Below are 23,373 nucleotides of genomic sequence, written 5' to 3' on the forward strand. Positions count from 1 at the left end.
CTCAAGTCCCTCAGGTCCTCAGCCCCCCAGGTCCTCACAGGATCAACGCGCGCCGTGCACCGGTGCGATCGCCTCGATCCGATGGGCGAGCCCGAAGTCGAGATGGGTGATCCGGCCACCGATGCTGTGGGTGTTCACCGAGACGGCGAGCCGGTTGTACCCCAGCGTCAGATCGGCGTGATGGCCCAACTCCTCCTGGATCTGCGCAATATGGATGACCATGACGGCGGCCGGGAAATGCCCGTGGAAGGCGTAGCCGCGGCACAGCATCCCGCCCTCGACGGACCAGCCGGGCAGCTCCGCGAGCCGGTCCTCGATCTCCTTGAAGCTGAGCGGTTCCAGCTGAGCATTCATGGCGCTCGCCTCTCCCCGTACCCCGGCTGCCGACGAGCCGGTTCCCGTACACACGGACATGCAGGGACATCCCCATCCACATCCATATCCGTGACCACCGCCCACTGCCGCGACGGTTACACCCCTCCCAGCGTGGCACGCCGACGACACTTTCGCGCCCGCACGGCACGGCCCCTCCCGTACGCCCCACCGGCACCGGCCCTCGGCTACCGTCCCTCCCATGACAACTGCTGCGGCTTCCTCGCCGGAGACGGCCACGGGCGTGGGCGTGGGCGCGCTGTTGCGCGAATGGCGCGACCGGCGCCGGATCAGCCAGCTGGAACTGGCACTGCGCGCCGACTCCTCCGCCCGCCACATCAGCTTCATCGAGACCGGCCGCTCCCGCCCCAGCCAGGAGATGGTGCTCCGCCTCGCCGAACACCTCGACGTCCCCGTACGGGAGCGCAACGCCCTGCTGATCGCGGCGGGCTACGCCCCGACCTTCCCGGAGACCCCGCTCGACGACCCGTCGATGGCCGCCCTGCGCTCCGGCATGGAACGCCTCCTGACCGGCTACGAACCCTTCCCCGCCCTGGTGGTCGACGGGACCTACCACGTACTGGCCGCGAACCGCGGCATCACCATGCTGCTGGAGGGCGTCGCCCCCGCCCTCCTCCAGCCCCCGCTTAACGCCATGCGCCTCACCATGCACCCGGGCGGACTGGCCCCCCGCATCCGCAACTACATCGAATGGCGCGGCCACCTCCTCGCCCAGATGGAACGCCAGTTGGCCCTGATGCGCTCCTCCCCCCTGCGCGCGCTCTACGACGAGGTGAGCGCCTACCCCCTGCCCCCGAACGGCCACGAGAAGGCCGCCTTCGGCGAACACGCCCCCTTCGCCCTGCCCATGATGCTCGAACACGACGACACCGTGCTGTCCTTCATCTCGACCATCGCCACGTTCAACACCCCGATGGATGTGACCGTCTCCGAACTGGCCGTGGAGACCTTGCTGCCGGCCGATCCGGAGACGGTGGCGTATCTGCGGGGAGTGAGCCTTTAGCGGGCGGCCACTCCCGGTGGTACAGCGCGGCTCTGGCGCCGTGGGCGCGGTTGACGGGCCGCGGGCTCAGACCGCGGGCACCCGGTCCAGAAATCCGGAGACGGACCGGATCCGCCCATCCGCCCCCAGCCGCACCACATCGAACCCGGCCACCGGCGCCGACCCATCCGCCACACTGACCAGCTCCCACCCGAACCGCGCCATGTCGTGGTGCCCGTCCACGCCCCCCAACGGCCGGAACACAAACCCGGGGAACTGCGCCTGCGCCCCCGCGATGGCGGCCACCAGCCCCTCATGCCCCGCGACATCGGCCAACGGATCGGTATACGTGACGTCCTCACCGAAGGCCGCCGCAACGGCCTTGGCCCGCGCCCCCTCCTCCGTCGCATTCCACGCCGCGAAGTACCGCGCAACGGCCCCCGCGTACCGCTCCCCCGCCTCCACGGACTGCCGCGCAACCTGCTGCTCGTACTGCTCCTGCTGCTCCTGCTGTGTCATGACGTACTCCTGCACCTCGTGAATCCCGAACGGCTCCTGACCGGCACATACGGCTCCTGGCCGGCACATCCCGAACGGCGCTGTGGCGGAACCGGCCCACGGGCCGGAGTGCGCCGGCCCGTGAACCGATGGCCTCACCTTGCCGGGAGGTGGGGTGGGGGTCGATTACGCGGGAGGTAATGGAAGCGCGCCGCGCGCATCGAGGTGGCCGCAGAGCCCGGCCCGACACCGGTGTTGACTCCGGGGCAGCGCTTCTTTCGCAGAATTAGACAGAGCAACCCAAGCGGCGTATCAAGGAGAGAGAAGGTGTAATTTGCGGGCTGCAATCCTCCTCGCGAGTCGAAGCCCCCATCGGAGACGACGACGCCCTTGAGTCTCGTCGTTCCAGTGACCACTTGCACGACGCATGGAACTCCTGTGAGCGACCTCAAGCGCCCCTCACTTCGGCGTCGCGACGTTCAATTGCAGCCTGTTCCAGCTGACCGAAGGAAACAGTCATGTCCGTCAAGAGGATTCTCACAGCCATCACGATTCCGGCCGTGGCCGCGACAGCGCTTTTGTTCTCGGCTTCGGCCGCACCCGCTGCGACTGACACCGTGACGGCTGCACAGACCTCAACACAGACAACGATCCCGAGTCGCCCTCAGCCAAGAACCAGTTACGCCGAGGGGTACCGCGATGGGTTCAGGACAGGATTTTCCGATGGCCGCTCCAACTGCCACTACAGGAGCGAAAATTACGGCTCGTCACGCGGCTTCGCTGCATACAATCGGGGCTTTGTGGACGGCTACGAGTCCGGGTTCAAGGCCGGCCTCAGGAGCTGCTGAGACCTTGGCGGAGTCGGAGATCGAGACTCCCCGCCGGTAGTGCGCAACGAGGGGCTGCCGTGCCCGACTGCGTGCCCGAAGGACCGGTAAGCAACGGGGAATTCGGGTACGCAACGGGATAGCGACACAAAGCACTGTGCCGCAAAGATGGCCTGGTCATCCCGCACCGCCACGAACCCGGCCGGACTGAACGGGAGTTAAGATGATTCTGGTCACCGTCTCCGGATAGGACTTGAACGTGTCCTTGTCGGAAAGTGCTTCGTCCGGGTCCGGCGGAATCGGCGGGCCGGTGAGGTAGCTCGCCAACACCGGTCGGTCCTCCGGTTTGCGGCCACCGTCAAGCCGCTTTTCGTAATCCGCCTGGTAGGCGGCCGCGTCGATCGGCTGCCTGTTCAACACCTGGAAGTTGACGAGGTGGACATGCATCGGGTGGGCGTCGTGGTGGGGATTGACGTACTCCCAGATCTCGGTCGAGCCCGCCTTGGTGAAGTCCTGGGACGGCTCCATGAGGGCACCGCGTTGAACGTCATGGTGCCGAAGAGCTTGTGCTGGTACGTGACCCATTCCCGCCGACGGGTGTGTGGTTTGGGCACGAGGGGTGCGGCCGTGGGCAGCTGGAGTTTCTTGGGCGGCGGCGCCCTGTCCGCGCCTCCGGACAAGGGTTTGGTGACCCGGAACTGCATGATTTCCGAGATTCCCGGCCCCATGCCGGGCATACCCGGGTAGTGGACCGGCGCGTGGTAGTTCGTCAACGTGATGTTCGTACCCATGGGCATCTGACTGAAGTCCACGATCAGGTCGTACCGCTCGGCCGGCGAGATCAGGAAGTTCAGCATCTGCAACGGAGCACGGAAGCCGCCGTCGGTGCCGATCAGCCAGAACGGCAGTGTGGGCTGCGGCAGTACATCCCGGGGAACATCGAACCTCAGCCGCCAGAAACGCTCGTTCGTGCAGCATGCCGGTCCGCTCCGGTAAAGCCACTCATTGAGCCGATTTCCGCAGAAATTCGGCAGGCATCGGAATTCGCTCACGCGGAAGGAATTGACGGAGTGGCCCCGGCAAACGATCTCGCGTATCGAGAACGGGAACGTCCCCGCCCCCGACCACCGACTGCTCATCTCCCGCGCTCGGCTTCCCCCTGCCGACGTTGCTGCGGAACGCGGCACGCTCAGCAAGGCCAGGAGTCGGCAGGGTCATCCAGCCACGCCCGCTCACCGGTGACGGTGACCGTCAGCCCGAACCGGGTGTGGTCCGGCGTGCCCTGGTGGAACCACCAGTGGAAAGCGTTCTCCACGCTGTCCCAGAGACGCCGGGGACCGGATTGCCAGACCCGTGCCGTGTCTCCGTCGCGGAACTGCACACACGCCCAGGACAGGTCGCTCAAGCTGTAGAACCAGACGGCGCGTGCGCCGTCGCGCTTCTCCGCTACGACGTGCCGGCACTGCGGTACACGGAGCCCGATGGCGAACCGTTCGGGTCTGAACTGGTCCCCGACAAACACCGCTTCGGGGAGCGTCGTGGATGACTCGTCGCCCTCCGCCACGCTCCCCGTGACGTACTCGGAGTGCGCCAGGGGGACGAGTCGCTGCGCCCGAAGTTTCATGAACTCCACAGGGCCGGTGAACGTGCCGGACGCGCTCTTGCCGTCGGGCGCAACCACCAAGCGGGCGACGGCGTCGCCATGGGAGTAGTGCGTCCCCCACGGGGCCACGATGATCCCCCCTGGCCGGCACTGCTCCACCCACGCGAACGGGATGGACCGTAGGCCGCACGTAGCCATGATCCGGTCGTACGGCGCCCCCTCCGGGTAACCCTGGAAGCCGTCGCCGTGCACCACCCGCACGGAGTTGCCGAACCGCCCGGCCGTCGCACGGGCCGCTTCGGCCAGGTCCTTGTCCACCTCCATCGTGGTGACGTGCCCCGGCCCGGCACGGTGAGCCATGAGCAGGGAATTCCAGAGCGTGGCGGTGCCGATCTCCAACGCCGTATGCCCTCGATGGAGGTTCAGGTCCTGGAGCATCCGGAACACCACGGAGGGCATGGACGCGGAGCTGGTCGGGACCTCACCCGGTTCGCGGCCGGTGTGTGTGCCGTCGTCCCACTGCGTGACGATCGGAACGTCAGCGTCCGCGAACTCCTGCCACCTGTCCGGGTCCTCCGCCCTGGACACCAACACGCTTCGACCGGTCTCCATATCGAACGGCCAGATCACATCCGGCAGAACGACACTCCGGGGCACGGCGGCGTACGCAGGGGCCCAGTCGGAAGAGAGCGCACCCACAGACATGAGGGCACGCCCCAGCCCGTCAGGGCCGGGACGCCCCTTACCCGGCTCGCTGATCACTGTCCGGCAGCCTTGGGCGGGTTGGGGACGCCAGGTCCACCATCGGGCGTCGGCGCCGGGTGCGGTCCGGGGTACGGCTCGCCGGGCAGCTTGTCACCGCCGTCGTTCCGGGCAGTCACGTGCATGGTTCCTCCTGGTGCTTTGTTGATGAGTGTTGCCCCGGTTGGCCCGCCTTTACGGCCGGTCCGTCCGGGGTGGTGAGGCGGCCGGCGCCGGTGCCGGCGTCCCTCAACTCTCTCCCCCTCATGTGTGGTTCGTACGTCGGACCGCCACCCGTCAGAGCTCCCCCGCCGCAGCCCGCTCGGCACGCGTCCGCGTCACCGTCAACTCGTCAGGGTCCCGCACCGGCCATTCCCGGCTTCCGAACGACCGGAGGTAGTAGTCACCTCTGCGGATGTCTGTCACCACGGCTCGGCGTCCGGGGACGTACTCGACTTCATCGCCGACCTCCGGCCGACGGGCGCTCACCACGTAGCCCGTGGGGCCGTAGCCGTCCGGCGGAGGGAGCACCGTTCCATGGTCATCGCCAGCTCTCCCGGTAACCGTCCAGAAGCCATTGGCAATCGCGGGCCATCAGCTGCACCTCGATCAGGGCACCGAACGGCAACGGGCTCCGTTCCTGCGCCGCCTGCCGTTCGATGTTGTCCAGCCGCGTGATGAGCCGATGCCACTTGACGCCGCCGTGCCACATCTGGTCGGCCGCCTTCCGGGCAGGCTCCTGGAGTAACGCAATGTGGCCGCGCAGCTGTGCTTCAAGGTCGACGAGCGTGCTCACTTGCAGTTGTCTCCGGCTCGCGCCCAACGCCATTTTGATGGTCTCTTCGATGGTGAGCACGTCGATCGCTTCCGGCTCACCTGCCGCAGCTGCAACTCCGCTGGCCTGCATCTTTGTGCGCTCGGTTCTCACAACCGCGCCCCCATCCCATCCGTCTCGTCTTTGAGCAGGTACGGGACCAGCGTGAAGCACAGAATCGCTCACAATGCTCACAGATGTGTGAGTGCCGCCAGGTAGGGACGGGAGTCGCCTATAGGCCGATCCAGGCCGCCATGTGCCCAAGGGTCTCCGGGGTGCTGCGTGCCATGTGCACGAGCCCACTGATGGTTTCGCGGGCGCCGGGGTGGTACCTCGTCTGCTCGGGCGCGGCGCGCCGTGCGTCCACGAGGGTGGCCAGTGCAGCGGCCGTACGCCCCGTTTCCATCTCTGAGCGCGCACGGTCGATGAGGAAGTGTGCGCGGCGCGACGTGGCGAGGCCGGCCGGCAAGCGGATGGCACGAGCCTGACCGATCGCGTCGTCGTATTCGCGCATTTCTACGGCCGCAGACATGCGGTGCAGCTTCACATTCGTGGGCCCGAAGCTCATCCAGTGCACATCGGAAGCATCACCGACACGGGCAGCGCAGTCACGGGCCTGCTCAACGTGCGTGTCAACGGCGTGCTGATCCCGGGCGCGTGCCGCAATAACCGTGGCACCAAGGTGCAGTTGACCAGTAACGGCGATGGTTTCGCGCGTTGGGTCCTCACCCTGAAGGAGCCCGTGGCCGGCCCGGATGAGACGCTGCCCGATCGTGTACTCGCCCTCACGGAAGTACACCAGCGCGCGCATGTATTGGCGGACGGCCGCCAGGGAAGCATCGGAGGCACGGTCAGCCGCCCAAGCCATGCGGTCCAAGGCAACTGAGCTGAGGTCGAAGTATCCGAGCTTGACGGCGATGTCATGCGCGGTGCGGTAGGTAGAGGCGAGGGCCTGCCACAGTTCAGTCGTCGGCGTCCTCCAGGCAGCGGAGGTGATTTCAGCAATGAGCCCCGGAAGCTTCACGGCGGCTTTGCGCAAATGGGTGGCACGCACGGCTTGGCACAGGCCTTCGGCGTCGCGAACGAGTTGTGCACCAGGCCTGGTCTCCAGTCCGGGGTCGGCACCGAGATCGTACAGATCAAGAGACTCGCGGATGGGGCGGACAAGTGCCGACAGGCGGTCCTGCTGGAGTTCAGTCACGTAGGGCTGTCCTGTCAGGGCGGTGACATCGATCCTCAAGGCCGCAGCCACGGCGGCGACGAAATCGGGGGTAGCTGCCCGTGCGCCGCATTCGACTTGGTTGAGGAGGCTGTACGAGTACGGGAGAATCCCGGCCAATTCCCGTTGAGTGAAGCGCGCGATTCTGCGCTGTTCCTTGATACGTGCGCCGGTGTGGTTTTCGTCCAGTGAAGGCATGCTCGTCTCCGGTTCCTTGCAGCCACTTGGGACGGTACCTGCGTGATGCGCCCCGGGTGCCACTCCTCGCGGATGCCACCCGGTCAGGGGCGGTCGCGGTCCTGTGGTGGGATGGCGCCATGAGTCGCCCCGTTCTCTACCTGTTCGGTTCCGCTGCCCCGCCCGTTCAGCAGTTTCCCGACGTGGTACGCCGCGCCCAGGCTGCGGGGTTCGATGTGTGCGTCGGGTTGACCCCGACAGCCGCACGGTGGCTCGAGAGCGAAGTGCCGTTGCTGGAGGAGCTGACAGGTCACCCCGTGCGCTCCGAGTACAAGCAGCCGACCGAGGTGGACGTCTGGCCGAAGGCAGACGTCATCATGTTCGCCCCGGTCACCTTCAACTCAATGAATCACTGGGCGCTCGGGCTGACGAACCACTTCGTCATCGGTGTGGTCGCCGAGGGCATCGGCAAGAGGATCCCGACGGTGGCGATGCCCTGCGTGAATGCCGCCTACGTTCAACACCCGCAGTTCGCACGGTCACTGGAGACCCTGCGGAACGCCGGGGTGTCAGTGCTCTACGGCCCCGACGGCTTCGAGCCGAACGAGCCAGGAACGGGACGGCCCGAGGGCTACCCGTGGCACCTGCCACTGGCCGCGGCGGTGCGCATCGCCGAAACTGCCGCCTAGCAAGGCATCGGCACTACGCCCGCCGGTCCACCTCAAGCAACTCAGCTCACCGTGCCCGCGCGACGTCCACCAGGTCGTGTCTGATGATCGATCTCGCGGTGGGTCGTGGTGAGGGTGAGCTGCGTTGAGCTGCTTCAGTCTCCCTGTGACCACGCGGCTGACGGGAGTGACAAGTAGACGCCGAAGTCGCGGAGTCCGGTTGCCGTCCTGACGTCCTGGTGAAGTCGGTCCACGCGTTCTTGGCGGTTGGCGGCTCTGCTCTCGAACCACTTGGACCTCACCTCGATCACCACATCCAAACCGCTCCGGTCCAACGGCCCCAGCCTCCGGAAGCGAATCTCCACATCGCCCGGCTGCAAGTCCCCGTCGTACGGTTCCTCGGGACATTCCACGGCCTTGGATATCAAGTGCGGCAGCACCGAACCCAGTTCCCGGAGCTTCGATTCATCGACACCCGGCGCATAGGTAACTTCCACAAGCGGCATCGGACCACCTTAGGCTCGATCACGTTCGGTGCTCGCGGAGCCAGAGCAAGAGCGAGGCGCTGAGTCGTACAGCGGTGCTCTTCGCTCCCGCGCCGCGTCTGTCAACTCATCACGATCCACCACAAGATCAATTTTCGGACACGGCCCCGGGGGGCTGCCGCAGTCGGGCCGCGATGGCGGCAGCCCTCCCCGCAGGTTTCAGCCGTTGCGGGGGGAGAAACCGCCGTCGGCGTCGCCGCGGGCTATGCAGTCCGTGTCGCGGTAGCGGTCGATGAAGGTGCCGGTGAGGCCGGTGAACGCGTCGTACGTCTGGTCCAGGGGCAGGTCTTTGCTCACCCTGAACCGCAGCTGCACGTGGACGGACTCGCGGGGCTTGAGCGTCTTCGGGCCGGGGATGGCGCCGCCGGCGTTTCCGCCGGCCTGGCGCAGCGTCTTCCAGGCGCGCTGCGAGGTTTCCCAGTACTCCAGATCGCCGTACGGGCTCAGGTCGCGCTCGCCCTCGTTGTAGAGATAACTGCCCAGCTTGCCGCTGAGTTCGAACGACTTCAGCTCCTTCGCCGAGGCGTTGGTGAGCGTGGCGGTGTAGGTCGTCCAAAGACGGCGCCGAGCCGGTGGACGAGGCGTTGGCGAGCTGTTGCGGTTCCCCACTTCCAGTCCCGACCGGGGATCCGGGCCAGGTGGTCGGCGCTTTCGCGGTGTGCCCTCTGGATCATCTGACGCCCCCGCCCGTAGTCCCGCCCGCCGGGCCGGACGTCGCCGGCGTCGACGAGCCCCGTGATGCCTTCCATGTCCGCGCTGATGCAGATCCGCACTGTGCGTACTCCTCACGCTCGACCGCTTGGGAGTCGCTGATCAACCATCACCTGGTTGCTCGGCTCACAGGCCGCCCTTCCCCCTGGACTCGGGCCTCGTGGCCGCGGCCTTTTGGTCAGGGAGCAGAGGCGAGGTCGATGATGAACGGCGGACCCGGCTCGCCGGGCTTCCATCCCTGCCGGAGCGCGGAGCGGATGCCGCGGGCCACTCCGGCAGGGCGGACCGCGGTGGCGGGGGCACCCATCCAGTTGTCCGGGTGGGCATGCGGCATGCGGAGGACGGCGACGGAACCAGGTTCGTGACCGTGTACCACCGCGACACTCAGCGGGGCATGGCAGACCCCCTGGCTGTAGGTGGGCTTACGGCGGACGGACCATCGGTAGGCGACGCCGTCAACCGTGATAGGCCTGGCGCCCTTCTTCGGGATAGCCACATGTCACCTCCTGCCGCTCATCAAAGCGGACCTCACCAGTTGACATCAATGCCGCCGCGTGGCAACGAACCGAACTCGCCCCCTCGCAGACCAATGCCCCCTCATGCCGCAGCGGAGAGGGGGCGTGGGGTCGTGTGTGCGTGGGGTCGTGCTCGTTGTGTGCCGTGCTCGTGTGTCGTGCTCGTGGGGTCAGGACAGGGCGGCGGCCAGGGAGATGGTGGTGCCTGCGAGGGCCTGGCTCACGGGGCAGTTGACCTTGGCGTCCTCGGCTGCGGCCTTGAAGGCGGACTCGTCCATGCCCGGCACCTGGCCCTCCACGGTGAGGTGGATTCCGGTGATGCCGGTGCCCGGCTGGAAGGTGACCGCGGCCTTCGTCGTGAGCCGGGTCGGGGGGTTTCCGGCCTGGGTGAGCCCGTTGGCCAGCGCCATCGAGAAGCAGCTGGAGTGGGCGGCGGCGATCAGTTCCTCGGGGCTGGTCTTCCCGTTGGGATCCTCGGCGCGGGATGCCCAGGTCACCGGGAAGTGGCCGACTCCCGAGGAGTCGAGGGTGACCTCCCCCATGCCCTTGAGCAGTTCGCCTTCCCACTCGGTGTGCGCGTTACGTGTAGTGGCCACGGTGAAGCCCTTCTGTATGCGGAGGACGTCTTTCCGGTACGGGCCCGTACGGCATTCCTGTACGGGCCCGGACGGGCCTGAACGGACGACGTCTCCCCTGTCCGTATGACGATTCCCTGATCGTCCGCCCTGGTGTGTTCTGCCCGGGTTTTCGACGCGCCGTACGTACCTCATGACTCGCCGGTCCCCGGCCATCTGCCGTCCCTGATCTCCTGTCCTCCTGTCCGGCCGTCCCCTTCTCTCCGGTCCGCTGATCGGGAACGTTGCGGAGATCGTGGGGCGGCCTAGGGTGGGAGGTATTGCCACGCTTGCCCCGGCCCAGTGCCGCTGGGCGCCACCCGGCGGCGGCCACGGCAAACCCCGTGCCCACGCGTATCGAGCGGGTGCCCGGTGAGCGACGCCGACGAGAGGACGAGCCATGAGCACCTCGACCCCCGACGAAAACCCGCCCCCGGACGAAGCGGCTTCCGCCGAGGGGGGCCAGTCCGCGGAGGAAGCGGCGGCCACCCAGACCGCCCTGGTGGAGCTCGCGACAAGCGTGGGCCTGCTGCCGCAGGCGCCACCGGCCGAGGGCGAGGAGCAGCGTCCCGAGGGCGCTGTCGCCCTGCCGGTCATCGAACAGGACGGCAATCGGTACGTCCCCCTGTTCACGACCGAGGAAGCGCTGCTGGCGGCCGGTGGGGACCCTGCCACCGCGCTCCGTATGCCCGTCGTCGAGCTGGCGGCGAACTGGCCGGCGGACGACCTGTGGCTGGCGGTCGACCCGTCCACCGAGGAGGGGCTCGCCCTTCCCCCCGACCTGGTGCGGGCGCTGCCGGTCCTCAGCCGGCAGAGCGGCGCGCCCGGCTGGCCGGGCGCGGCCGCCGGGGAGGTACCTGGGCAGGGACCCGGCGGAGGTATCCCCGGAGGGGACGGCCGGGCTCCGGGCGGATGAGCCGCACGAGTCCGTCTGTACCGCGGTCTGTCTGTACCGCAGTCCGCCTGTAGCGCGGTCCGTCTGTACCGCGCGGTCCGCGTATGACCATGCGCGTAGGGAAGGTCCGCCGAAGGCTGAGAGGGAGCCGGCCGGACCCCTCAGGTGGCGCTAACCCCCTGTCCGGCCCGGGGGCGGACCGGCTGTCGGCGCGGGCGCCGGGTCACAAGACTCGGTGGTATGACGACGAGCCTTGAGTTCCCTCCCCCGCCCACCGGCCCGGCAGCGCCCTCCGGCAGCGATTTTGCGCGGCTGTCGCGGCGCATCGTGGCGGCCGGGCTGTTGAAGCGTCGGCCGGGGTATTACGCGGTGCGGCTGTCGGCCGTGAGTGCGGCGTTCGCCGGGGGGTGGGTGGCCTTCTTTGCGCTGGGCGACAGTTGGTGGCAGCCGGCCGTGGCGGTGTTCTTGGCGTTCGTGTTCGGGCAGGTGGCGCTGGTCACCCATGATGTGGCGCATATGCAGGTGTTCCGCAGGCGTCGGCCGAGTGGGGTCGGGGGGCGGCTGTTCGGCAATCTCGGTGTGGGGATGTCGTACGGCTGGTGGATGGACAAGCACACCCGGCATCACGCCAACCCCAACCATGAAGAGCTGGACCCGGATGTCGCGCCGGACATCCTGGTGTGGTCGCAGGACCAGGCGCGGGCCGCCACGGGGCTGCCCCGTTTCCTCGGCCGCTATCAGGCCCAGCTGTTCTTCCCGCTCCTCACGCTGGAGGGGTTCAACCTCCGGGTGTCGAGTATCCGGGCGCTGCGGTCGCCCACCATGAAGCACTGGGGAAGCGAGGCGGCACTGCTGCTGACGCATATCGTCCTGTATCTCGCGGCGCTGTTCCTGGTGCTGTCACCCGGTAAGGCGCTGGCCTTTCTCCTCGTCCACCAGGCCGTCTTCGGCGTCTACCTTGGGTCCACCTTTGCGCCCAATCACAAGGGGATGCCGACGCTGACGGGCGAGGAACGGCCGGACTTTCTGCGGCGTCAGGTGCTGACCTCACGGAATGTCCGGGGCGGGGTGATGACCGACTTCCTGCTCGGCGGGCTCAATTACCAGATCGAGCACCACCTCTTCCCGAGCATGCCGACACCGCATCTGCGCCGTGCGCAGGTGATCGTGCGGGAGTACTGCGCCGAGATCGGTGTCCCGTACCACGAGACGGGGCTGCTCAGGTCGTACGCGGAGGCGCTGCGGCACTTGCGGCAGGTCGGCGAACCGCTTCGTGGTCAGCGGGCGTAGGCAGAGCCTGCCGTGGCCTCCGGCTCCGCGTCTGTCTCCGCGTCCGTCTCCGACTCCGTCTTCGCGTCCGGCTCCGTCTCCGCCCGCCGTGCCGTACGCCGGGCCGCCATGAAGGCGTAGACGAGGATGCCGGCGAAGAGGAAGAGCACGCCCTGGTAGATCGCGGCGTAGCCGGCGCCGGCGACGAGCCAGAAGGTGAAGCCGAAGGCGGTCAGGGCGAGGGTCAGATCGCGGGCGAAGCGGGCGGGGCGGACCTTGTCGCGGCGGCCGGTGAGCAGGAAGTAGACCTGGGCGCCGGCGGCGAGGAGGTAGGGGACGGTCGCCGAGAAGGTGGTGATCAGTACCAGGATCTCGAAGACGCCGCCGGCGCCGGTGATGTAGTTGATCACCGTGAGGGCGCTGGCCAGCACGACGGCGGCGAGGACGCCGAAGGTCGGGACGCCGCGTCGCTTGGTCAGGAACGGCGCGGGGAACAGCCCGTCCTTGGCGGCGGCGTACGGGGACTGGGCACTCATCAGGGTCCAGCCGTTGAGCGCGCCGATGATCGAGACGACGGCGGCGAGGGCGACGACCGTGCCGCCCCAGTGCCCGCCGAACATCACGTTCACCGCGTCCGAGAACGGCGCCTGGGACTTCACCAGCTTGTCGTGGGCCACGGTGCCGAAGACTGCGACGGTGCCCAGGAGGTAGACCACGGCGGAGCCGATGGTGCCGAGGACGGTGGCCCGGCCGACGTTCCGCTCCGGGTCGCGGACCTCGCCCGCGCTCATCGCGGCGGACTCCACACCGACATAGGAGTAGAGCAGGATCGCGGCGGCCGCGGACATCCCGCCGACCGCGCTGCCGCTGCCTTCGTGGAACGAGCCGAGGTTGGCCGGGTCGAAGAAGAACAGGCCGACGACGGCGATGAAGAGCAGCGGGATGAACTTGAGGACGGTGGAGACCGTCTGGACCAGGCCGACGTAACGGGTGCCCGCGAAGTTGGCGAGGGCCGGCAGCCAGAGCGCGCCGAGGGCGATCGCGAGGTCGGTGGCGTCGGTGGGGCGGCCGGGGAGCAGGACGTGGACGTAGCCGACGATGGCGACCGCGAGCGCCGCGTTGCTGACCCAGGTCATGGTCCAGTACGACCAGGCGGAGAGGAACCCGGCGAAGTCGCCGAACGCCTCGCGCGCGTAGACGTAGGGGCCTCCGGTGTCCGGATGGCGCTCGGCGAGCCGTCCGAAGACGAGGGCGAGGGCGACGGCGCCGAGGGTCAGGACGCCGAAGGCGACCAGGCTGATGGTGCCGAACGGGGCCACCGAGGCCGGCAGCAGAAAGATGCCGCCACCGATGATGTTGCCCATCACCAGGCAGGTGGCGGTTCCCAGTCCGAAGCGGCGGCTGTGCCGGTCGTTCATGGCGTGGTGGGCCTCTCGTCGTGCGCTGTGCACCCGGGGTTACCGAGCACTGCACATCGTCGGCGATCAGCGGCGTCCGCCAAAATCAGCGGGGTTTGTCCTGCGGAGCAGGGTCCGGTGAGGGAAAACCTTCGGCCGGTGGCACCTCACACCGGAGTTCGTCCGCGCCGGGGCCGAGCGGCAGTTGTGGGCCCTCGGCCTCGCCCAGCCAGCGGCGCAGCACCCGGTGCACCTGTTCGGCGCCGGTCAGCGGCCCGGCGTCCGGGGCCGGCGGGGTCAGCTCGACGGGCCAGAGGAGGAAGGGGTGGCTCTGGGCCCCGCCCAGCCCGCCGTGCGAGCCGATCTGCTCCTCGAAGGCGTGTACCGCGCCGGTCGTCGGGTCGTAGGCGGAGTTGACCATGAGGTCGGCGGTGTGGGGAAAGCGGTCGGTACGGCGTACGGCTTCGGCCGCGCCGGCGCCGAAGGGCGCCAGGGGGTCGGTGCCGAGGAGGTGGCCGGTGTCGAGGTGGTGCTCGGCGCCGGCCGGGCCCAGCACCACAGGACCGTGCACTGCGGAGCGGACCAGAACGAAGCCGATGCCGGGGTGGTTGGCGAGGGTGCCGAGCAGCGCGGGGTGTCTGCGGTCCAGTTCCTCGCGGGTGATCCGGCCGGGCACGTCCGGGAAGGACACCAGGCCGAGGTTCCCGGAGGCCAGCACGAGGGGGTGGGAGGAGGCCGGGCCCTCCGCCTGTACTGGCTCGGGCGGCGCGGCAGTCACTCCCGTAACGGCTCACGCTGGCTGGCGCGGCTGCGCGCCCGTGCCGCGCCGGAGCGGCTGGCCCGGGCACAGCACAAGCTGCGGGAACACGGGGTGCTGGTAGGCCCGGGGTCCGGTGCGGAGCATCCTTTGCGGGAAGAAGCGGGTCAGGGACGAAGGCCGGCGCCACGCTCAGCGTTCGGCCAGCACCCGGGAGGCGCCCACGGGCAGGTCCCAGAGGTCCTCGCGGGGGCGTCCGGTGGCGGCCCAGGCGGTGCGGACCCGTTGCAGTGGTTCCAGGGGCGGCTCGCCGGAGAGCAGGAAGGTCGACCAGTGCATCGGGGCCAGGGCGCGGGCACCCAGGTCCTGGCAGGCCTTGACCGCCTCCTCCGGGTCGGTGTGCACCGGCCGCAGCATCCAGCGCGGGTCGTAGGCGCCGATGGGCAGCAGCGCCAGGTCGATGCCGGGGTAGCGGCGGCCGATCTCCTCGAACCAGTGGCCGTAGCCGGTGTCCCCCGCGAAGTGGAGCCGCCGCCCGTCGGGCGCGGTGAGCAGCCAGCCGCCCCACAGGGAGCGGCAGGTGTCGGTCAGGGTCCGCTTGCTCCAGTGGTGGGCGGGGACGAAGTCGAAGCGTACGGGGCCGCCCGGGGCGGGCAGTTCGACCGCCTCCCACCAGTCGAGGTCGGTGACCTGGGTGAAGCCGCGCCTGCGGGCCCAGGGCGCCAGCCCGGCGGGGAGCAGCAGCGGGGTGTGGCGCGGCAGCCGTTTGAGGGTGGGTGCGTCGAGGTGGTCGTAGTGGTTGTGGCTGATGACGACGGCGTCGACCGGAGGCAGGTCCTCCCAGCGGACCCCTACGGGGGTGACCCGTGCGGGGGTGCCGAGGATCTTGCGGGACCAGACCGGGTCGGTCAGTACGGTCAGCCCGCCGATGCGGATGACCCAACTGGCGTGTCCGGCCCAGGTGAGGGCGAGGGTGGTGGTGCCGGCGGCCGGCATCGGGCCCGGTTCGAAGGGGAGTTGCTGGATCTCCGGGAGCTTCTCGGGGGCCGGGCGCAGCTTGCCCTCACGGGCGATCCGGGCCAGGGCGCGGACCCCGGGCAGCGGAGCCGTCAGCCGGTGGGTGAAGTCCCGTGGCCAGGTGCGGGTTTCCCCCAGGGGGCGGGGCTCGGCGAGCGGGGGCGGGGCGGTGTGCGGAAGGACCGGCGCGCCCTCGGTGGTGGCCTGCGCGGTGGTGGCCTGCGCGGTGGCCGGGCCGTCGCCGCGGCCCGCTCCTCCGGCCGGTGCGGCGCCGTCGCCGGGCGCGGCGTCCGGCAGTCGCCCGGTGTCGGGGGGCTGCTCGGCGAGGGAGCGCTCGGTCTGTTCGGTCATCGAGGGGCTCCTTACGGTGGACACAACCGGGACGGGTGCGGGCGGGGCGAAGCGGCGGGTGGGGGCGGGTCCGGCGGGGGGATTCAGCTGTCCGCGGACGTCGTGAGCCCGGCCAGCGCGCGCGACAGCGCCGTCAACGCCTCGGTGATGTGCGGGAGTTCCAGCGGATCGGGCGCGGCCAGGACGCGCCGGCGCAGCTCGCGGTCGGCGCCGAGCAGAGCCTCGGCGCCGAGGCGTACCCGCAGGGCGCCCGGCGCGTCGCCGAAACGGTGTCCGCCGCGTGCCCTCCAGGGCGCCAGCTTCCGCTCCAGTGCGCGGGATTCCACGATCCCGCGGGCCGCCAGCGGCCGGCGCAGCGGCTCGAAGTCGGCGTAGAGATGGCTGCCGGAGTGCGGTGGGCGGCAGACGGCGCCGACCTCGGTGACGGTGTGGTGGAGTGCCGCGGCGAGCGTGCCGTACACCCGGGCGGCGGTGGCCGTCCTGGCGCGCACCCCGTCGGGTTCGCCGAGCGCATGGGTGACGGCACAGCCGACCGGCCCGGGAAGCGGCGTGGAGACCGCGGTGAGCGCGTCGAGCGCGGCGGTCCGCAGGAAGGTTCCCCGGTCGGTGGCGGGGAAGCGGGCCAGGGCGGCCGGCCAGGAGGCGGGCACCAGCGTGGCCCGCAGGTCGGTGAGCACCACGACCTCGCCGGGCAGCATCTCGGCGGGGCTGAGCACCACGGTGTCATGCGGATCGTGCAGCAGATCGCGGCGCGTCTCGTCGCTGATGATCCACAGCCCTTCCTGCGCCGCCGCCTCACAGACCTCGTGCAGCTGTTCGGGCGCGGGGCAGGTGCCGGTCGGATCGTCGGCGACGGACAGTACGAGAACGCGCGGACCGTCACCGTGCATCCGGGCCCGGCGGACGGTCTCCAGCAGTGCGAACGGGTCGGGCACCCCGCCCGATTCCGCCGGTACGGGCACGAGATGCACCGGCCGCCCGAGCAGCCGGGCGGGCGGTGCGTACCACTCGGAGCAGGGCCGCGGCAGTACCACCGCCCCGTCGGCCGCGGCGTACAGCGCGAGGAGCAGGGCCGGTGCCCCGGGGGCGGCGAGGACCCGGTCGGGGGTGGTGGCCAGGCCGCGGCGTTCCCAGTAGCCGCAGGCGGCGATGCGCAGGGGTACGGAGCCACCGGGCGGCTCGGCTTCGGTGCAGTCGGCGGCCGCGGAGAGGTGCGCGGCGAGTTCCGGGAGGACCGGAAGGCCCACCGGCGGATCCGGCTCCGGCTCCCACTGCGGATCCGGGGCGGTCCGCTGCATCCGTACCTCCACTCCGCGACGGCGGGTCGATCGTGGGCCCGTCACATGAGGGGCGGCCCCGTCCACCTTGGCAGATGGCGGGGGTGGCGACGGGGGGCGACACGTCAGCGGGGAGGGGGACGGGCGTTCAATGCGCCGGGCGGGCCGCCGGGGCCTCGTAGCGGTGCACCGTCACCACCTCGCCGGCGCCCCACTCCTGCCGCTCGGTGGCGCGGCGGGTCCAGCCCAGCCGCTCGTAGAGGGCGATGGCCGCGGTGTCGGTGTCCTTCACCTCCAGTACGGGACGCAGTCCGCGGGCCGCCGCCTCCGCCTCGACGGCGCGCAGCAGACGTCCGCCGAGGCCCGCGCCGCGTGCGGTGGGTGCGACGCACAGCCGGCCGGCCTCGCGTCCGCACAGCGCCACATGGCCGACGACCGAGCCGTCCGCCTCGGCGACCCAGGCGGCGGTCAGCCCGTCGGGGGTCAGCCAGCCCGCCGGATCGTCCGGCCAGTGGTGCGGATAGCCGCTGTGGGTGTGTACCTCCGCCAGGACCGCCACACAGGCGTCGAGGTCGGTGTCGCGCCGTCTCCTGATCATCTCGGAAGCGAAGCACGGACGACCGGGGCACGGAGGGCCGGGGCCGGCAGGCGGCCGGGGCACCGCAGCCGGACCTGAGGGACCACGGAGACCGCGGAGACACCCCCGAGGCCCGTCGCGGCGCCTTCCTGCCTGTTCCAGGCTGTGTGGGGTACAAGGTGGCGCATGCGATCGCTACTGACCCATCTCGACCGGCGGACCTTCCACCTCATTGCCTCGCGCGAATGGCCGGGCGCGCAGCGGGTGCTGCCCCGGCTGACCCGTAGCGCCAACCACGGGCTGCTGTGGTTCGGTCTCGCGGCCGGCGCGGCGGCGCTGGGCGGCCGGCCGATGCGCCGGGCCGCGCTGCGCGGGGTGGCTTCGCTGGCCGTGGCGTCGGCGACGGTGAACACGCTCGGCAAGCGCTCGGTGCGGCGCGAGCGGCCGCTGCTGGACACGGTGCCGGTCATACGGCAACTGCATCGTCAGCCCACCACCTCCTCTTTCCCGTCCGGGCACGCCGCCTCGGCGGTGGCCTTCGCGACCGGTGTGGCCTTCGAGAACAAGTGGTGGGGTCTGGCGCTGGCACCGGTGGCCGCTTCGGTGGCGTTCTCCCGCGTCTATACCGGGGTGCACTATCCGGGTGATGTGGTGGCGGGTGCCGCGCTGGGGGCCGGCGCGGCGTTCGCGGTCCGGGGTTTCGCGCCGACCCGCGCCCAGCTGGCGCCGCCCGCCAGACCGCGCGCCGACGCGCCCGCGCTGCCGGGCGGCCGGGGCCTGGTCGTCGTGGCGAACCAGGGCTCGGGGCAGCGCACGGGCGGCCCCCGCCCGGACCGGGCCGAGGAGGTGCACGGGGTGCTGCCGCAGGCCGAGGTGGTGGTGTGCGGCGAGCAGGACGGCGAGCCGCTGGACAAGGTCCTCGAAGATGCCGCCGAGCGGGCCAGAACGCTGGGCGGTGCCCTGGGGGCGCTCGGCGGCGACGGCACCGTCAATGCCGCGGCGGAGGTCGCGCTGCGGCACGGGCTGCCGCTCGCGGTACTGCCCGGCGGCACCCTGAACCACTTCGCGTACGACCTGGGGATCGAGACCTACGCGGAGGCGGCACGCGCCGTGGAGACCGGTGAGGCCGTGGCGGTGGACGTGGCGCGCTTCCGGGCCGAGCCGCATCCGGAGGCGCGGCACTTCCTCAACACCTTCTCGATCGGCGCGTATCCGGAGCTGGTGCGGATCCGCGAGCGGTGGGCGGGGAAGATCGGCGCCTGGCCGGCCGGGGTGCTGGCGGCGTGGGAGGTGCTGCGCACCTCCGAGCCGCTGACCTTGAAGATCAATGGTGAGCGGCGCGCCGTATGGCTGCTGTTCGTCGGCAACTGCCAGTACCGCGGACTGGGGTTCGCGCCGGTGCGCCGGCACGACCTGGCCGACGGGGTGCTCGATGTGCGGGTGGTGCACGGCGGCAGGCTGGCCCGCACCCGGCTGCTCGCCGCAGCCCTGACGGGCACCCCGCGCAGCTCTCCGGTGCTCGGCGAGGCACGCCTGTCCCGGCTGCACATCAGCGGGCTCCCGGAGGGTACGACGCTGGCGTTCGACGGTGAAGTGACGCCCGCCCCGGCCGAGTTGACGCTGGACAAGCACAAGGAGGCGCTGACGGTCTACCGCCTGCTGCCCGAATAATGAGACCCCACTCTCATGATGCGAGATTCCGACGTACGGTGTGATCACCACGCCGAAGGGCGGCCGGGCCTGGTTCCGCGCGGCCGCCCGAGTGGTGACCCGGGCGCCGCCGCGCGTCCCGGTCACCGCTCCGGAGCATGCGAAGGAGTCGACCATGCCGCAGGAATCCGCCGTCTACACCCACGGCCACCATGAGTCCGTACTGCGCTCCCACACCTGGCGCACCGCCGCCAACTCGGCCGGCTATCTCCTGGATTCCCTGCGGCCGCACATGCAGATCCTGGATGTCGGCTGCGGCCCCGGCACCATCACCGCCGACCTGGCCGCGCTGGTACCGGAGGGGCAGGTCACCGGCCTGGAGCGCGCACCGGACGTACTCCACCAGGCGCGCGCCACGGCCGCCGAACGGGGCCTGACGAACGTCCACTTCGCGGTCGGCGATGTCCACGCCCTGGACTACCCCGATGACACCTTCTGTGTGGTGCACGCCCACCAGGTGCTCCAGCACGTGGGCGACCCCGTCCAGGCGCTGCGCGAGATGCGCCGGGTCACCAAACCCGGCGGGATCGTCGCCGTCCGCGATTCGGACTACTCGGCCATGACCTGGTACCCGGAGGTCGACGGGATGGCCGACTGGCTGCGGCTGTATCTGCGGGTGGCCCGCGCCAACGGAGGTGAGCCGGATGCCGGACGCCGGCTGCACGCCTGGGCCCGGCAGGCCGGTTTCGCCCCGGACGCGATCACCGCCACCGCCGGCACCTGGTGCTACCGCACCCCGCAGGAGCGCTCCTGGTGGAGCGAGCTGTGGGCGGACCGCACGGTCAGCTCCTCCTACGCACGGACCGCGGTGGACGGCGGGCATGCCACGGCGGCGGAGCTGGACCGGATCGCGCAGGCCTGGCGGGCATGGGGCGCCGAGGAGGACGGCTGGTTCGGCATCCTGCACGGCGAGATCCTCTGCCGTGTGTGACATCCCGGGCGCCTGCCGCCCGACGTCCGCAGGACATCCGGCCGGCCGAGGGCACTGAAGGGATGGTCCGCCGGCTGCTCGCAGGGAGAGCGCCCGGTCTTCGGCGCACCCGGTGCGGGTACGCCGAAGACCGGGCGGCGGCGCCTCAGAGCACCGCGTGCGGGTACTGCTCGGCGCGCTGCTGGAAGGCCAGGACCGCGGGGTTCTGGACGGTGCCGCCGCGGATCTCGATCGCCCGGCGGATCGTGCCGTCGCCGTCCCAGCCGGCCGGCCCTTCGAGGACCGGCCGCAGGAACGGGATCAGCGCCTCGCTGTTCTCCCAGGTGGCCGCGTCCCACAGGTAGGAGGGGCTGTGGTCCACGCCGTAGTAGTGGACGTGGTCGCCGACGGTGAACATCGGGGCGTCGAAGGTGGTCGGCCGGGCCCAGGCGAAGCCCATGCCCTCGTCGCAGGAGACATCGATGACCAGGGTGCCGGGCGCGAGCTTCGGCAGGTCCTCCTCTATCAGGAACATCAGCGGCGCCGCGGTGTCCTGGAGCACGCAGTTGACGATGATGTCGTGCTGGGCGAGGAACTCGGCCAGCGGCTCCGGGCCGTCCTCGGTGAGCACCACGCTGCGCCGCGGGTCGAGGGTGTCGTCGGCCTCGTCGTGGTCGAAGTGCACGATCCGTGCCGAGTGGATCGGTGAGCTGACGGCGGTGACGCCGCGGGCGGTCAGTACGTCCACGTCGTGCACGCCCAGCGCGCTGAGCGCGGTGACCGCTCCACGGGCGGTGGCGCCGAAACCGATCACCACCGCTTGCCGCCGGCGCCCGTAGTCACCGGTCGCACCGGTCAGCTGCATGGCGTGCAGCACCGACGAGTAGCCGGCCAGCTCGTTGTTCTTGTGGAAGACGTGCAGGTTGAACGAACCCTCCGGGGTCCAGTGGTTCATCGCCTCGAAGGCGATCACGGTGAGCCTGCGGTCGATGGCGGCCTGCGTGACCTTCTCGTCCTGCACGCAGTGCGGCCAGCCCCACAGCACCTGGCCGTCCCGCAGTTCGGCCAGATCCTCGTGCAGCGGTTTGGCCAGCAGGATGACGTCACACTCCGCGATCAGCTCCTCGCGTGAGCGGAAACCGGCGACCAGCGGTGCGAGTTGACGGTCCGGGACACCGAAGTGGTCTCCGTAACCGGTCTGGAGATAAATGCCGGCCCGGAGATCGGGGGCGATACGTCCGAAGTGCGCTGGGTGGATCGGCAGACGGTGCTCGTTCTCTTTACGGGTCTGCGACATGATTCCGAGCTTGAGCTGCTGCAAAGTACCCCTTTGATTACTCCCTGTTTAGCACACCCCGGACTACGGGGGCCCCGGGCCGACAGCGCTCCTCCGGGCCGGGCACCGCATGTCCCGCGGGCGTACGAGGGCCCGGGGCAGCGTCCGGGACACCGTGCGGTCACGCGGCGCGGCGGAGGCGGAGGGCGGAGAGCGGACTGATCACGGCCAACTGATCGCGAACCGGCCGGACGTCCAACTAGGCTTGTCCATATGGACATTCTGGGGACCTCATTGCGGGTGTGCGTCGGTGATCTCAGTGCCGCGATCGGCGTCTACGAACGGCTGACGGGCGCGGAGGCGATCCGCTTCCAGCGCGGCGGGGTGTCGGTCGCGGCCGTCGGGCCCTTCTTCCTGATGAGCGGCCCCGAGGCGGAGTTGTCGGTGCTGCGGAAGATCACGGCGACCATCGCCGTCAAGGATGTGGACGACGCGGTGGCCGATCTGACGGCGGTCGGCGCGGACATCATCGCCGGTCCCCTGCCGACGCCGATCGGCCGCAATCTGGTGGCCCGCCACCCGGACGGTTCGGTCTTCGAGTACGTCGACCGGAAGCAGGACGGCGAGGGTTAGGTCCCCCCGTCCTGCTTCCGGTGAGTGCGGACCGCCTCGTCAGGACACTTCAAGGACGATCTTGCCGCGGGCCCGCCCGGCCATGCTCCGCCGGAACGCCTCGGCGGCCTCGCGCAGCGGGAGGATCACCTCGACCGGCACGGTCAGCTTCCCGGCGTCCGCGAGGGCGCCGAGCGCGGTCAGATCGTCGGTGTCGGGGCGCACCCACACCATGTGGCCGCCCTTGCTCTTGACCTCGCCGTCGGCGATGGACGCCACCCGGCCGCGGTCCTTGAGCAGCTCCTGCGAGACGTCCACGACGCCACCGCCGACGAAGTCCACGGCCGCGTCGACGCCTTCGGGCGCCAGTGCCCGCACCCGGTCGGCCAGACCGTCGCCGTAGGTGACCGGCTCCGCGCCGAGGGACCGCAGGAATTCGTGGTTGCGCTCGCTGGCCGTACCGATGACGCGGGCCCCCTGCGCCACCGCGATCTGGACGGCGAGCGAGCCGACGCCACCCGCGGCGGCGTGCACCAGGACGGTCTCACCGGTCTTTGTGCCGACCCGCTTGAGCGCCTGATAGGCGGTCAGCCCGGCGAGCGGGAGCCCGGCGGCCTGCTGCCAGCTGAGCGAGGCGGGCTTGCGCGCCAGGGTCCTGACCGGCGCGGCGACCAGTTCGGCGTAGGTGCCGTGCTGCACCTCGTCCTTGCGCACATAGCCGATGACCTCGTCGCCGACCTCGTACTCGGTGGCGTCCGCGCCCACGGCCTCGACCACGCCCGCCACGTCCCATCCGGGAACGAACGGGAAGTGCGCGTCCATCATCGGGTCCAGATAGCCCCCGACGATCTTCCAGTCAACGGGGTTGACCCCGGCCGCCTTGACCCGGATCAGGAACGAGTCCGGTCCCACCTTCGGTTCGGGGCGGTCGGTGTATGCGAGGACCTCGGGGCCGCCGTAGCTGTTTGCGATGATTGCCTTCATGATCCGCTACAACGTGTGACGGCCCGGGTTCATT

Annotated in this window: 26 protein-coding genes and 1 pseudogene; 7 read left to right on the forward strand and 20 right to left on the reverse strand. The window is 70.1% G+C overall.

Annotated features, from left to right (window positions below; translation table 11 throughout):
* Positions 1–42 precede the first annotated feature (42 nt).
* A complete protein-coding gene (locus IF67_RS0109195; protein WP_030983956.1) occupies positions 43–354 on the reverse strand; it encodes a 4a-hydroxytetrahydrobiopterin dehydratase in 312 nt (103 codons plus the stop codon).
* A 220-nt stretch (positions 355–574) separates the two neighbouring features.
* Between IF67_RS0109195 and IF67_RS0109200 the strand changes: the two genes are divergently transcribed.
* Positions 575–1,396 carry a helix-turn-helix domain-containing protein gene (locus tag IF67_RS0109200; RefSeq protein WP_030983958.1) on the forward strand — a complete coding sequence of 274 codons (822 nt, stop codon included), beginning with the start codon at positions 575–577 and terminating at the stop codon, positions 1,394–1,396.
* A gap of 66 nt (positions 1,397–1,462) precedes the next feature.
* On the opposite strand, the gene IF67_RS0109205 is transcribed toward IF67_RS0109200, so the two are convergent.
* The 7 genes from IF67_RS0109205 to IF67_RS0109230 all read right to left on the reverse strand — a co-directional run bounded on the left by IF67_RS0109205 (position 1,463) and on the right by IF67_RS0109230 (position 7,275).
* The gene (locus IF67_RS0109205; protein ID WP_078889364.1) at positions 1,463–1,894 is read right to left on the reverse strand and encodes a nuclear transport factor 2 family protein; all 432 of its coding nucleotides are present in this window, start codon (positions 1,892–1,894) and stop codon (positions 1,463–1,465) included.
* 983 nt (positions 1,895–2,877) lie between these two features.
* Positions 2,878–3,228: a multicopper oxidase domain-containing protein gene (locus tag IF67_RS44735; protein ID WP_234341035.1), complete on the reverse strand. Its 351-nt coding sequence runs from the start codon at positions 3,226–3,228 to the stop codon at positions 2,878–2,880.
* A gap of 661 nt (positions 3,229–3,889) precedes the next feature.
* Entirely contained in the window at positions 3,890–5,008 is a 1,119-nt protein-coding gene (locus IF67_RS0109215) for a protein-L-isoaspartate(D-aspartate) O-methyltransferase (protein WP_051817817.1), read from the reverse strand.
* A gap of 53 nt (positions 5,009–5,061) precedes the next feature.
* Entirely contained in the window at positions 5,062–5,190 is a 129-nt protein-coding gene (locus IF67_RS45700; RefSeq protein WP_267959184.1) for a hypothetical protein, read from the reverse strand.
* 151 nt (positions 5,191–5,341) lie between these two features.
* Positions 5,342–5,575 carry a hypothetical protein gene (locus IF67_RS0109220; protein ID WP_234341036.1) on the reverse strand — a complete coding sequence of 78 codons (234 nt, stop codon included), beginning with the start codon at positions 5,573–5,575 and terminating at the stop codon, positions 5,342–5,344.
* 10 nt (positions 5,576–5,585) lie between these two features.
* Complete coding sequence (locus IF67_RS0109225; protein WP_158713062.1) at positions 5,586–5,972, reverse strand: DUF6415 family natural product biosynthesis protein; 387 nt, start codon at positions 5,970–5,972, stop codon at positions 5,586–5,588.
* Between the two features lie 118 nt (positions 5,973–6,090).
* Positions 6,091–7,275, reverse strand: coding sequence for a helix-turn-helix domain-containing protein (locus tag IF67_RS0109230; protein ID WP_030983964.1), 1,185 nt, complete (start codon positions 7,273–7,275; stop codon positions 6,091–6,093).
* A 119-nt stretch (positions 7,276–7,394) separates the two neighbouring features.
* Here IF67_RS0109230 and IF67_RS38955 point away from each other — a divergent pair, with 119 nt between their 5' ends.
* On the forward strand, positions 7,395–7,943 hold the full coding sequence (locus IF67_RS38955; RefSeq protein ID WP_030983965.1) for a flavoprotein: 549 nt from the start codon (positions 7,395–7,397) through the stop codon (positions 7,941–7,943).
* Between the two features lie 134 nt (positions 7,944–8,077).
* Here the strand turns inward: IF67_RS38955 and IF67_RS0109240 are convergent, their stop codons facing one another.
* The 5 genes from IF67_RS0109240 to IF67_RS0109255 all read right to left on the reverse strand — a co-directional run bounded on the left by IF67_RS0109240 (position 8,078) and on the right by IF67_RS0109255 (position 10,289).
* A complete protein-coding gene (locus IF67_RS0109240; RefSeq protein WP_030983966.1) occupies positions 8,078–8,428 on the reverse strand; it encodes a hypothetical protein in 351 nt (116 codons plus the stop codon).
* 198 nt (positions 8,429–8,626) lie between these two features.
* Positions 8,627–9,076 (reverse strand): hypothetical protein, encoded by a 450-nt coding sequence (locus IF67_RS0109245; protein WP_234341037.1) that lies wholly within the window; start codon positions 9,074–9,076, stop codon positions 8,627–8,629.
* Entirely contained in the window at positions 8,974–9,216 is a 243-nt protein-coding gene (locus IF67_RS46185; protein WP_420708628.1) for a hypothetical protein, read from the reverse strand. The genes IF67_RS0109245 and IF67_RS46185 overlap by 103 nt, the downstream gene beginning before the upstream one ends.
* 140 nt (positions 9,217–9,356) lie before the next feature.
* Complete coding sequence (locus IF67_RS0109250; protein ID WP_030983968.1) at positions 9,357–9,674, reverse strand: hypothetical protein; 318 nt, start codon at positions 9,672–9,674, stop codon at positions 9,357–9,359.
* A gap of 189 nt (positions 9,675–9,863) precedes the next feature.
* Positions 9,864–10,289: an OsmC family peroxiredoxin gene (locus IF67_RS0109255; protein ID WP_030983969.1), complete on the reverse strand. Its 426-nt coding sequence runs from the start codon at positions 10,287–10,289 to the stop codon at positions 9,864–9,866.
* Positions 10,290–10,707: 418 nt separating this feature from the next.
* On the opposite strand from IF67_RS0109255, the gene IF67_RS0109260 reads away from it, so the two are divergent.
* Positions 10,708–11,223, forward strand: a complete 516-nt coding sequence (locus IF67_RS0109260) for an SseB family protein (protein WP_078889353.1) — start codon at positions 10,708–10,710, stop codon at positions 11,221–11,223.
* A gap of 219 nt (positions 11,224–11,442) precedes the next feature.
* Positions 11,443–12,492, forward strand: coding sequence for a fatty acid desaturase family protein (locus IF67_RS0109265; RefSeq protein ID WP_030983972.1), 1,050 nt, complete (start codon positions 11,443–11,445; stop codon positions 12,490–12,492).
* On the opposite strand, the gene IF67_RS0109270 is transcribed toward IF67_RS0109265, so the two are convergent.
* The 5 genes and pseudogenes from IF67_RS0109270 to IF67_RS0109290 all read right to left on the reverse strand — a co-directional run bounded on the left by IF67_RS0109270 (position 12,480) and on the right by IF67_RS0109290 (position 17,868).
* A complete protein-coding gene (locus tag IF67_RS0109270; protein ID WP_051817818.1) occupies positions 12,480–13,889 on the reverse strand; it encodes an amino acid permease in 1,410 nt (469 codons plus the stop codon). The two genes, IF67_RS0109265 and IF67_RS0109270, sit on opposite strands and share 13 nt — an antisense overlap.
* An 85-nt stretch (positions 13,890–13,974) precedes the next feature.
* Positions 13,975–14,610 (reverse strand): annotated as a pseudogene (locus tag IF67_RS0109275) (hypothetical protein); the annotation flags it as partial.
* 207 nt (positions 14,611–14,817) lie between these two features.
* Entirely contained in the window at positions 14,818–15,993 is a 1,176-nt protein-coding gene (locus IF67_RS0109280) for an MBL fold metallo-hydrolase (protein ID WP_030983975.1), read from the reverse strand.
* An 83-nt stretch (positions 15,994–16,076) separates the two neighbouring features.
* Entirely contained in the window at positions 16,077–17,291 is a 1,215-nt protein-coding gene (locus IF67_RS0109285; RefSeq protein WP_030983976.1) for an aminotransferase class I/II-fold pyridoxal phosphate-dependent enzyme, read from the reverse strand.
* Positions 17,292–17,418: 127 nt separating this feature from the next.
* Positions 17,419–17,868 (reverse strand): GNAT family N-acetyltransferase, encoded by a 450-nt coding sequence (locus tag IF67_RS0109290; RefSeq protein ID WP_051817820.1) that lies wholly within the window; start codon positions 17,866–17,868, stop codon positions 17,419–17,421.
* Between the two features lie 165 nt (positions 17,869–18,033).
* On the opposite strand from IF67_RS0109290, the gene IF67_RS0109300 reads away from it, so the two are divergent.
* Together IF67_RS0109300 and IF67_RS0109305 are read left to right on the forward strand one after the other, a co-directional pair.
* Positions 18,034–19,518 (forward strand): bifunctional phosphatase PAP2/diacylglycerol kinase family protein, encoded by a 1,485-nt coding sequence (locus IF67_RS0109300; RefSeq protein WP_030983979.1) that lies wholly within the window; start codon positions 18,034–18,036, stop codon positions 19,516–19,518.
* A gap of 154 nt (positions 19,519–19,672) precedes the next feature.
* Positions 19,673–20,488 carry a class I SAM-dependent methyltransferase gene (locus IF67_RS0109305; RefSeq protein ID WP_030983981.1) on the forward strand — a complete coding sequence of 272 codons (816 nt, stop codon included), beginning with the start codon at positions 19,673–19,675 and terminating at the stop codon, positions 20,486–20,488.
* Positions 20,489–20,633: 145 nt separating this feature from the next.
* On the opposite strand, the gene IF67_RS0109310 is transcribed toward IF67_RS0109305, so the two are convergent.
* Positions 20,634–21,788 carry a N(5)-(carboxyethyl)ornithine synthase gene (locus IF67_RS0109310; RefSeq protein WP_030983983.1) on the reverse strand — a complete coding sequence of 385 codons (1,155 nt, stop codon included), beginning with the start codon at positions 21,786–21,788 and terminating at the stop codon, positions 20,634–20,636.
* 228 nt (positions 21,789–22,016) lie between these two features.
* Between IF67_RS0109310 and IF67_RS0109315 the strand changes: the two genes are divergently transcribed.
* The gene (locus IF67_RS0109315; protein ID WP_030983985.1) at positions 22,017–22,376 is read left to right on the forward strand and encodes a glyoxalase/bleomycin resistance/dioxygenase family protein; all 360 of its coding nucleotides are present in this window, start codon (positions 22,017–22,019) and stop codon (positions 22,374–22,376) included.
* 39 nt (positions 22,377–22,415) lie between these two features.
* Here the strand turns inward: IF67_RS0109315 and IF67_RS0109320 are convergent, their stop codons facing one another.
* A complete protein-coding gene (locus IF67_RS0109320) occupies positions 22,416–23,339 on the reverse strand; it encodes an NADP-dependent oxidoreductase (RefSeq protein WP_030983987.1) in 924 nt (307 codons plus the stop codon).
* Between the last annotated feature and the right edge of the window lie 34 nt (positions 23,340–23,373).

The organism is Streptomyces sp. NRRL S-1813, from assembly GCF_000719605.1.
Lineage (GTDB): Bacteria > Actinomycetota > Actinomycetes > Streptomycetales > Streptomycetaceae > Streptomyces > Streptomyces decoyicus.

Coding starts and splice junctions, on each gene's coding strand:
- IF67_RS0109195 (WP_030983956.1), bottom strand. CDS start 354: ATGAATGCTCAGCTGGAACCGCTCAGCTTCAAGGAGATCGAGGACCGG.
- IF67_RS0109200 (WP_030983958.1), top strand. CDS start 575: ATGACAACTGCTGCGGCTTCCTCGCCGGAGACGGCCACGGGCGTGGGC.
- IF67_RS0109205 (WP_078889364.1), bottom strand. CDS start 1,894: ATGACACAGCAGGAGCAGCAGGAGCAGTACGAGCAGCAGGTTGCGCGG.
- IF67_RS44735 (WP_234341035.1), bottom strand. CDS start 3,228: ATGGAGCCGTCCCAGGACTTCACCAAGGCGGGCTCGACCGAGATCTGG.
- IF67_RS0109215 (WP_051817817.1), bottom strand. CDS start 5,008: ATGTCTGTGGGTGCGCTCTCTTCCGACTGGGCCCCTGCGTACGCCGCC.
- IF67_RS45700 (WP_267959184.1), bottom strand. CDS start 5,190: ATGCACGTGACTGCCCGGAACGACGGCGGTGACAAGCTGCCCGGCGAG.
- IF67_RS0109230 (WP_030983964.1), bottom strand. CDS start 7,275: ATGCCTTCACTGGACGAAAACCACACCGGCGCACGTATCAAGGAACAG.
- IF67_RS38955 (WP_030983965.1), top strand. CDS start 7,395: ATGAGTCGCCCCGTTCTCTACCTGTTCGGTTCCGCTGCCCCGCCCGTT.
- IF67_RS0109240 (WP_030983966.1), bottom strand. CDS start 8,428: ATGCCGCTTGTGGAAGTTACCTATGCGCCGGGTGTCGATGAATCGAAG.
- IF67_RS46185 (WP_420708628.1), bottom strand. CDS start 9,216: ATGGAAGGCATCACGGGGCTCGTCGACGCCGGCGACGTCCGGCCCGGC.
- IF67_RS0109260 (WP_078889353.1), top strand. CDS start 10,708: ATGAGCACCTCGACCCCCGACGAAAACCCGCCCCCGGACGAAGCGGCT.
- IF67_RS0109265 (WP_030983972.1), top strand. CDS start 11,443: ATGACGACGAGCCTTGAGTTCCCTCCCCCGCCCACCGGCCCGGCAGCG.
- IF67_RS0109270 (WP_051817818.1), bottom strand. CDS start 13,889: ATGAACGACCGGCACAGCCGCCGCTTCGGACTGGGAACCGCCACCTGC.
- IF67_RS0109280 (WP_030983975.1), bottom strand. CDS start 15,993: ATGACCGAACAGACCGAGCGCTCCCTCGCCGAGCAGCCCCCCGACACC.
- IF67_RS0109285 (WP_030983976.1), bottom strand. CDS start 17,291: ATGCAGCGGACCGCCCCGGATCCGCAGTGGGAGCCGGAGCCGGATCCG.
- IF67_RS0109290 (WP_051817820.1), bottom strand. CDS start 17,868: ATGATCAGGAGACGGCGCGACACCGACCTCGACGCCTGTGTGGCGGTC.
- IF67_RS0109300 (WP_030983979.1), top strand. CDS start 18,034: ATGCGATCGCTACTGACCCATCTCGACCGGCGGACCTTCCACCTCATT.
- IF67_RS0109305 (WP_030983981.1), top strand. CDS start 19,673: ATGCCGCAGGAATCCGCCGTCTACACCCACGGCCACCATGAGTCCGTA.
- IF67_RS0109315 (WP_030983985.1), top strand. CDS start 22,017: ATGGACATTCTGGGGACCTCATTGCGGGTGTGCGTCGGTGATCTCAGT.
- IF67_RS0109320 (WP_030983987.1), bottom strand. CDS start 23,339: ATGAAGGCAATCATCGCAAACAGCTACGGCGGCCCCGAGGTCCTCGCA.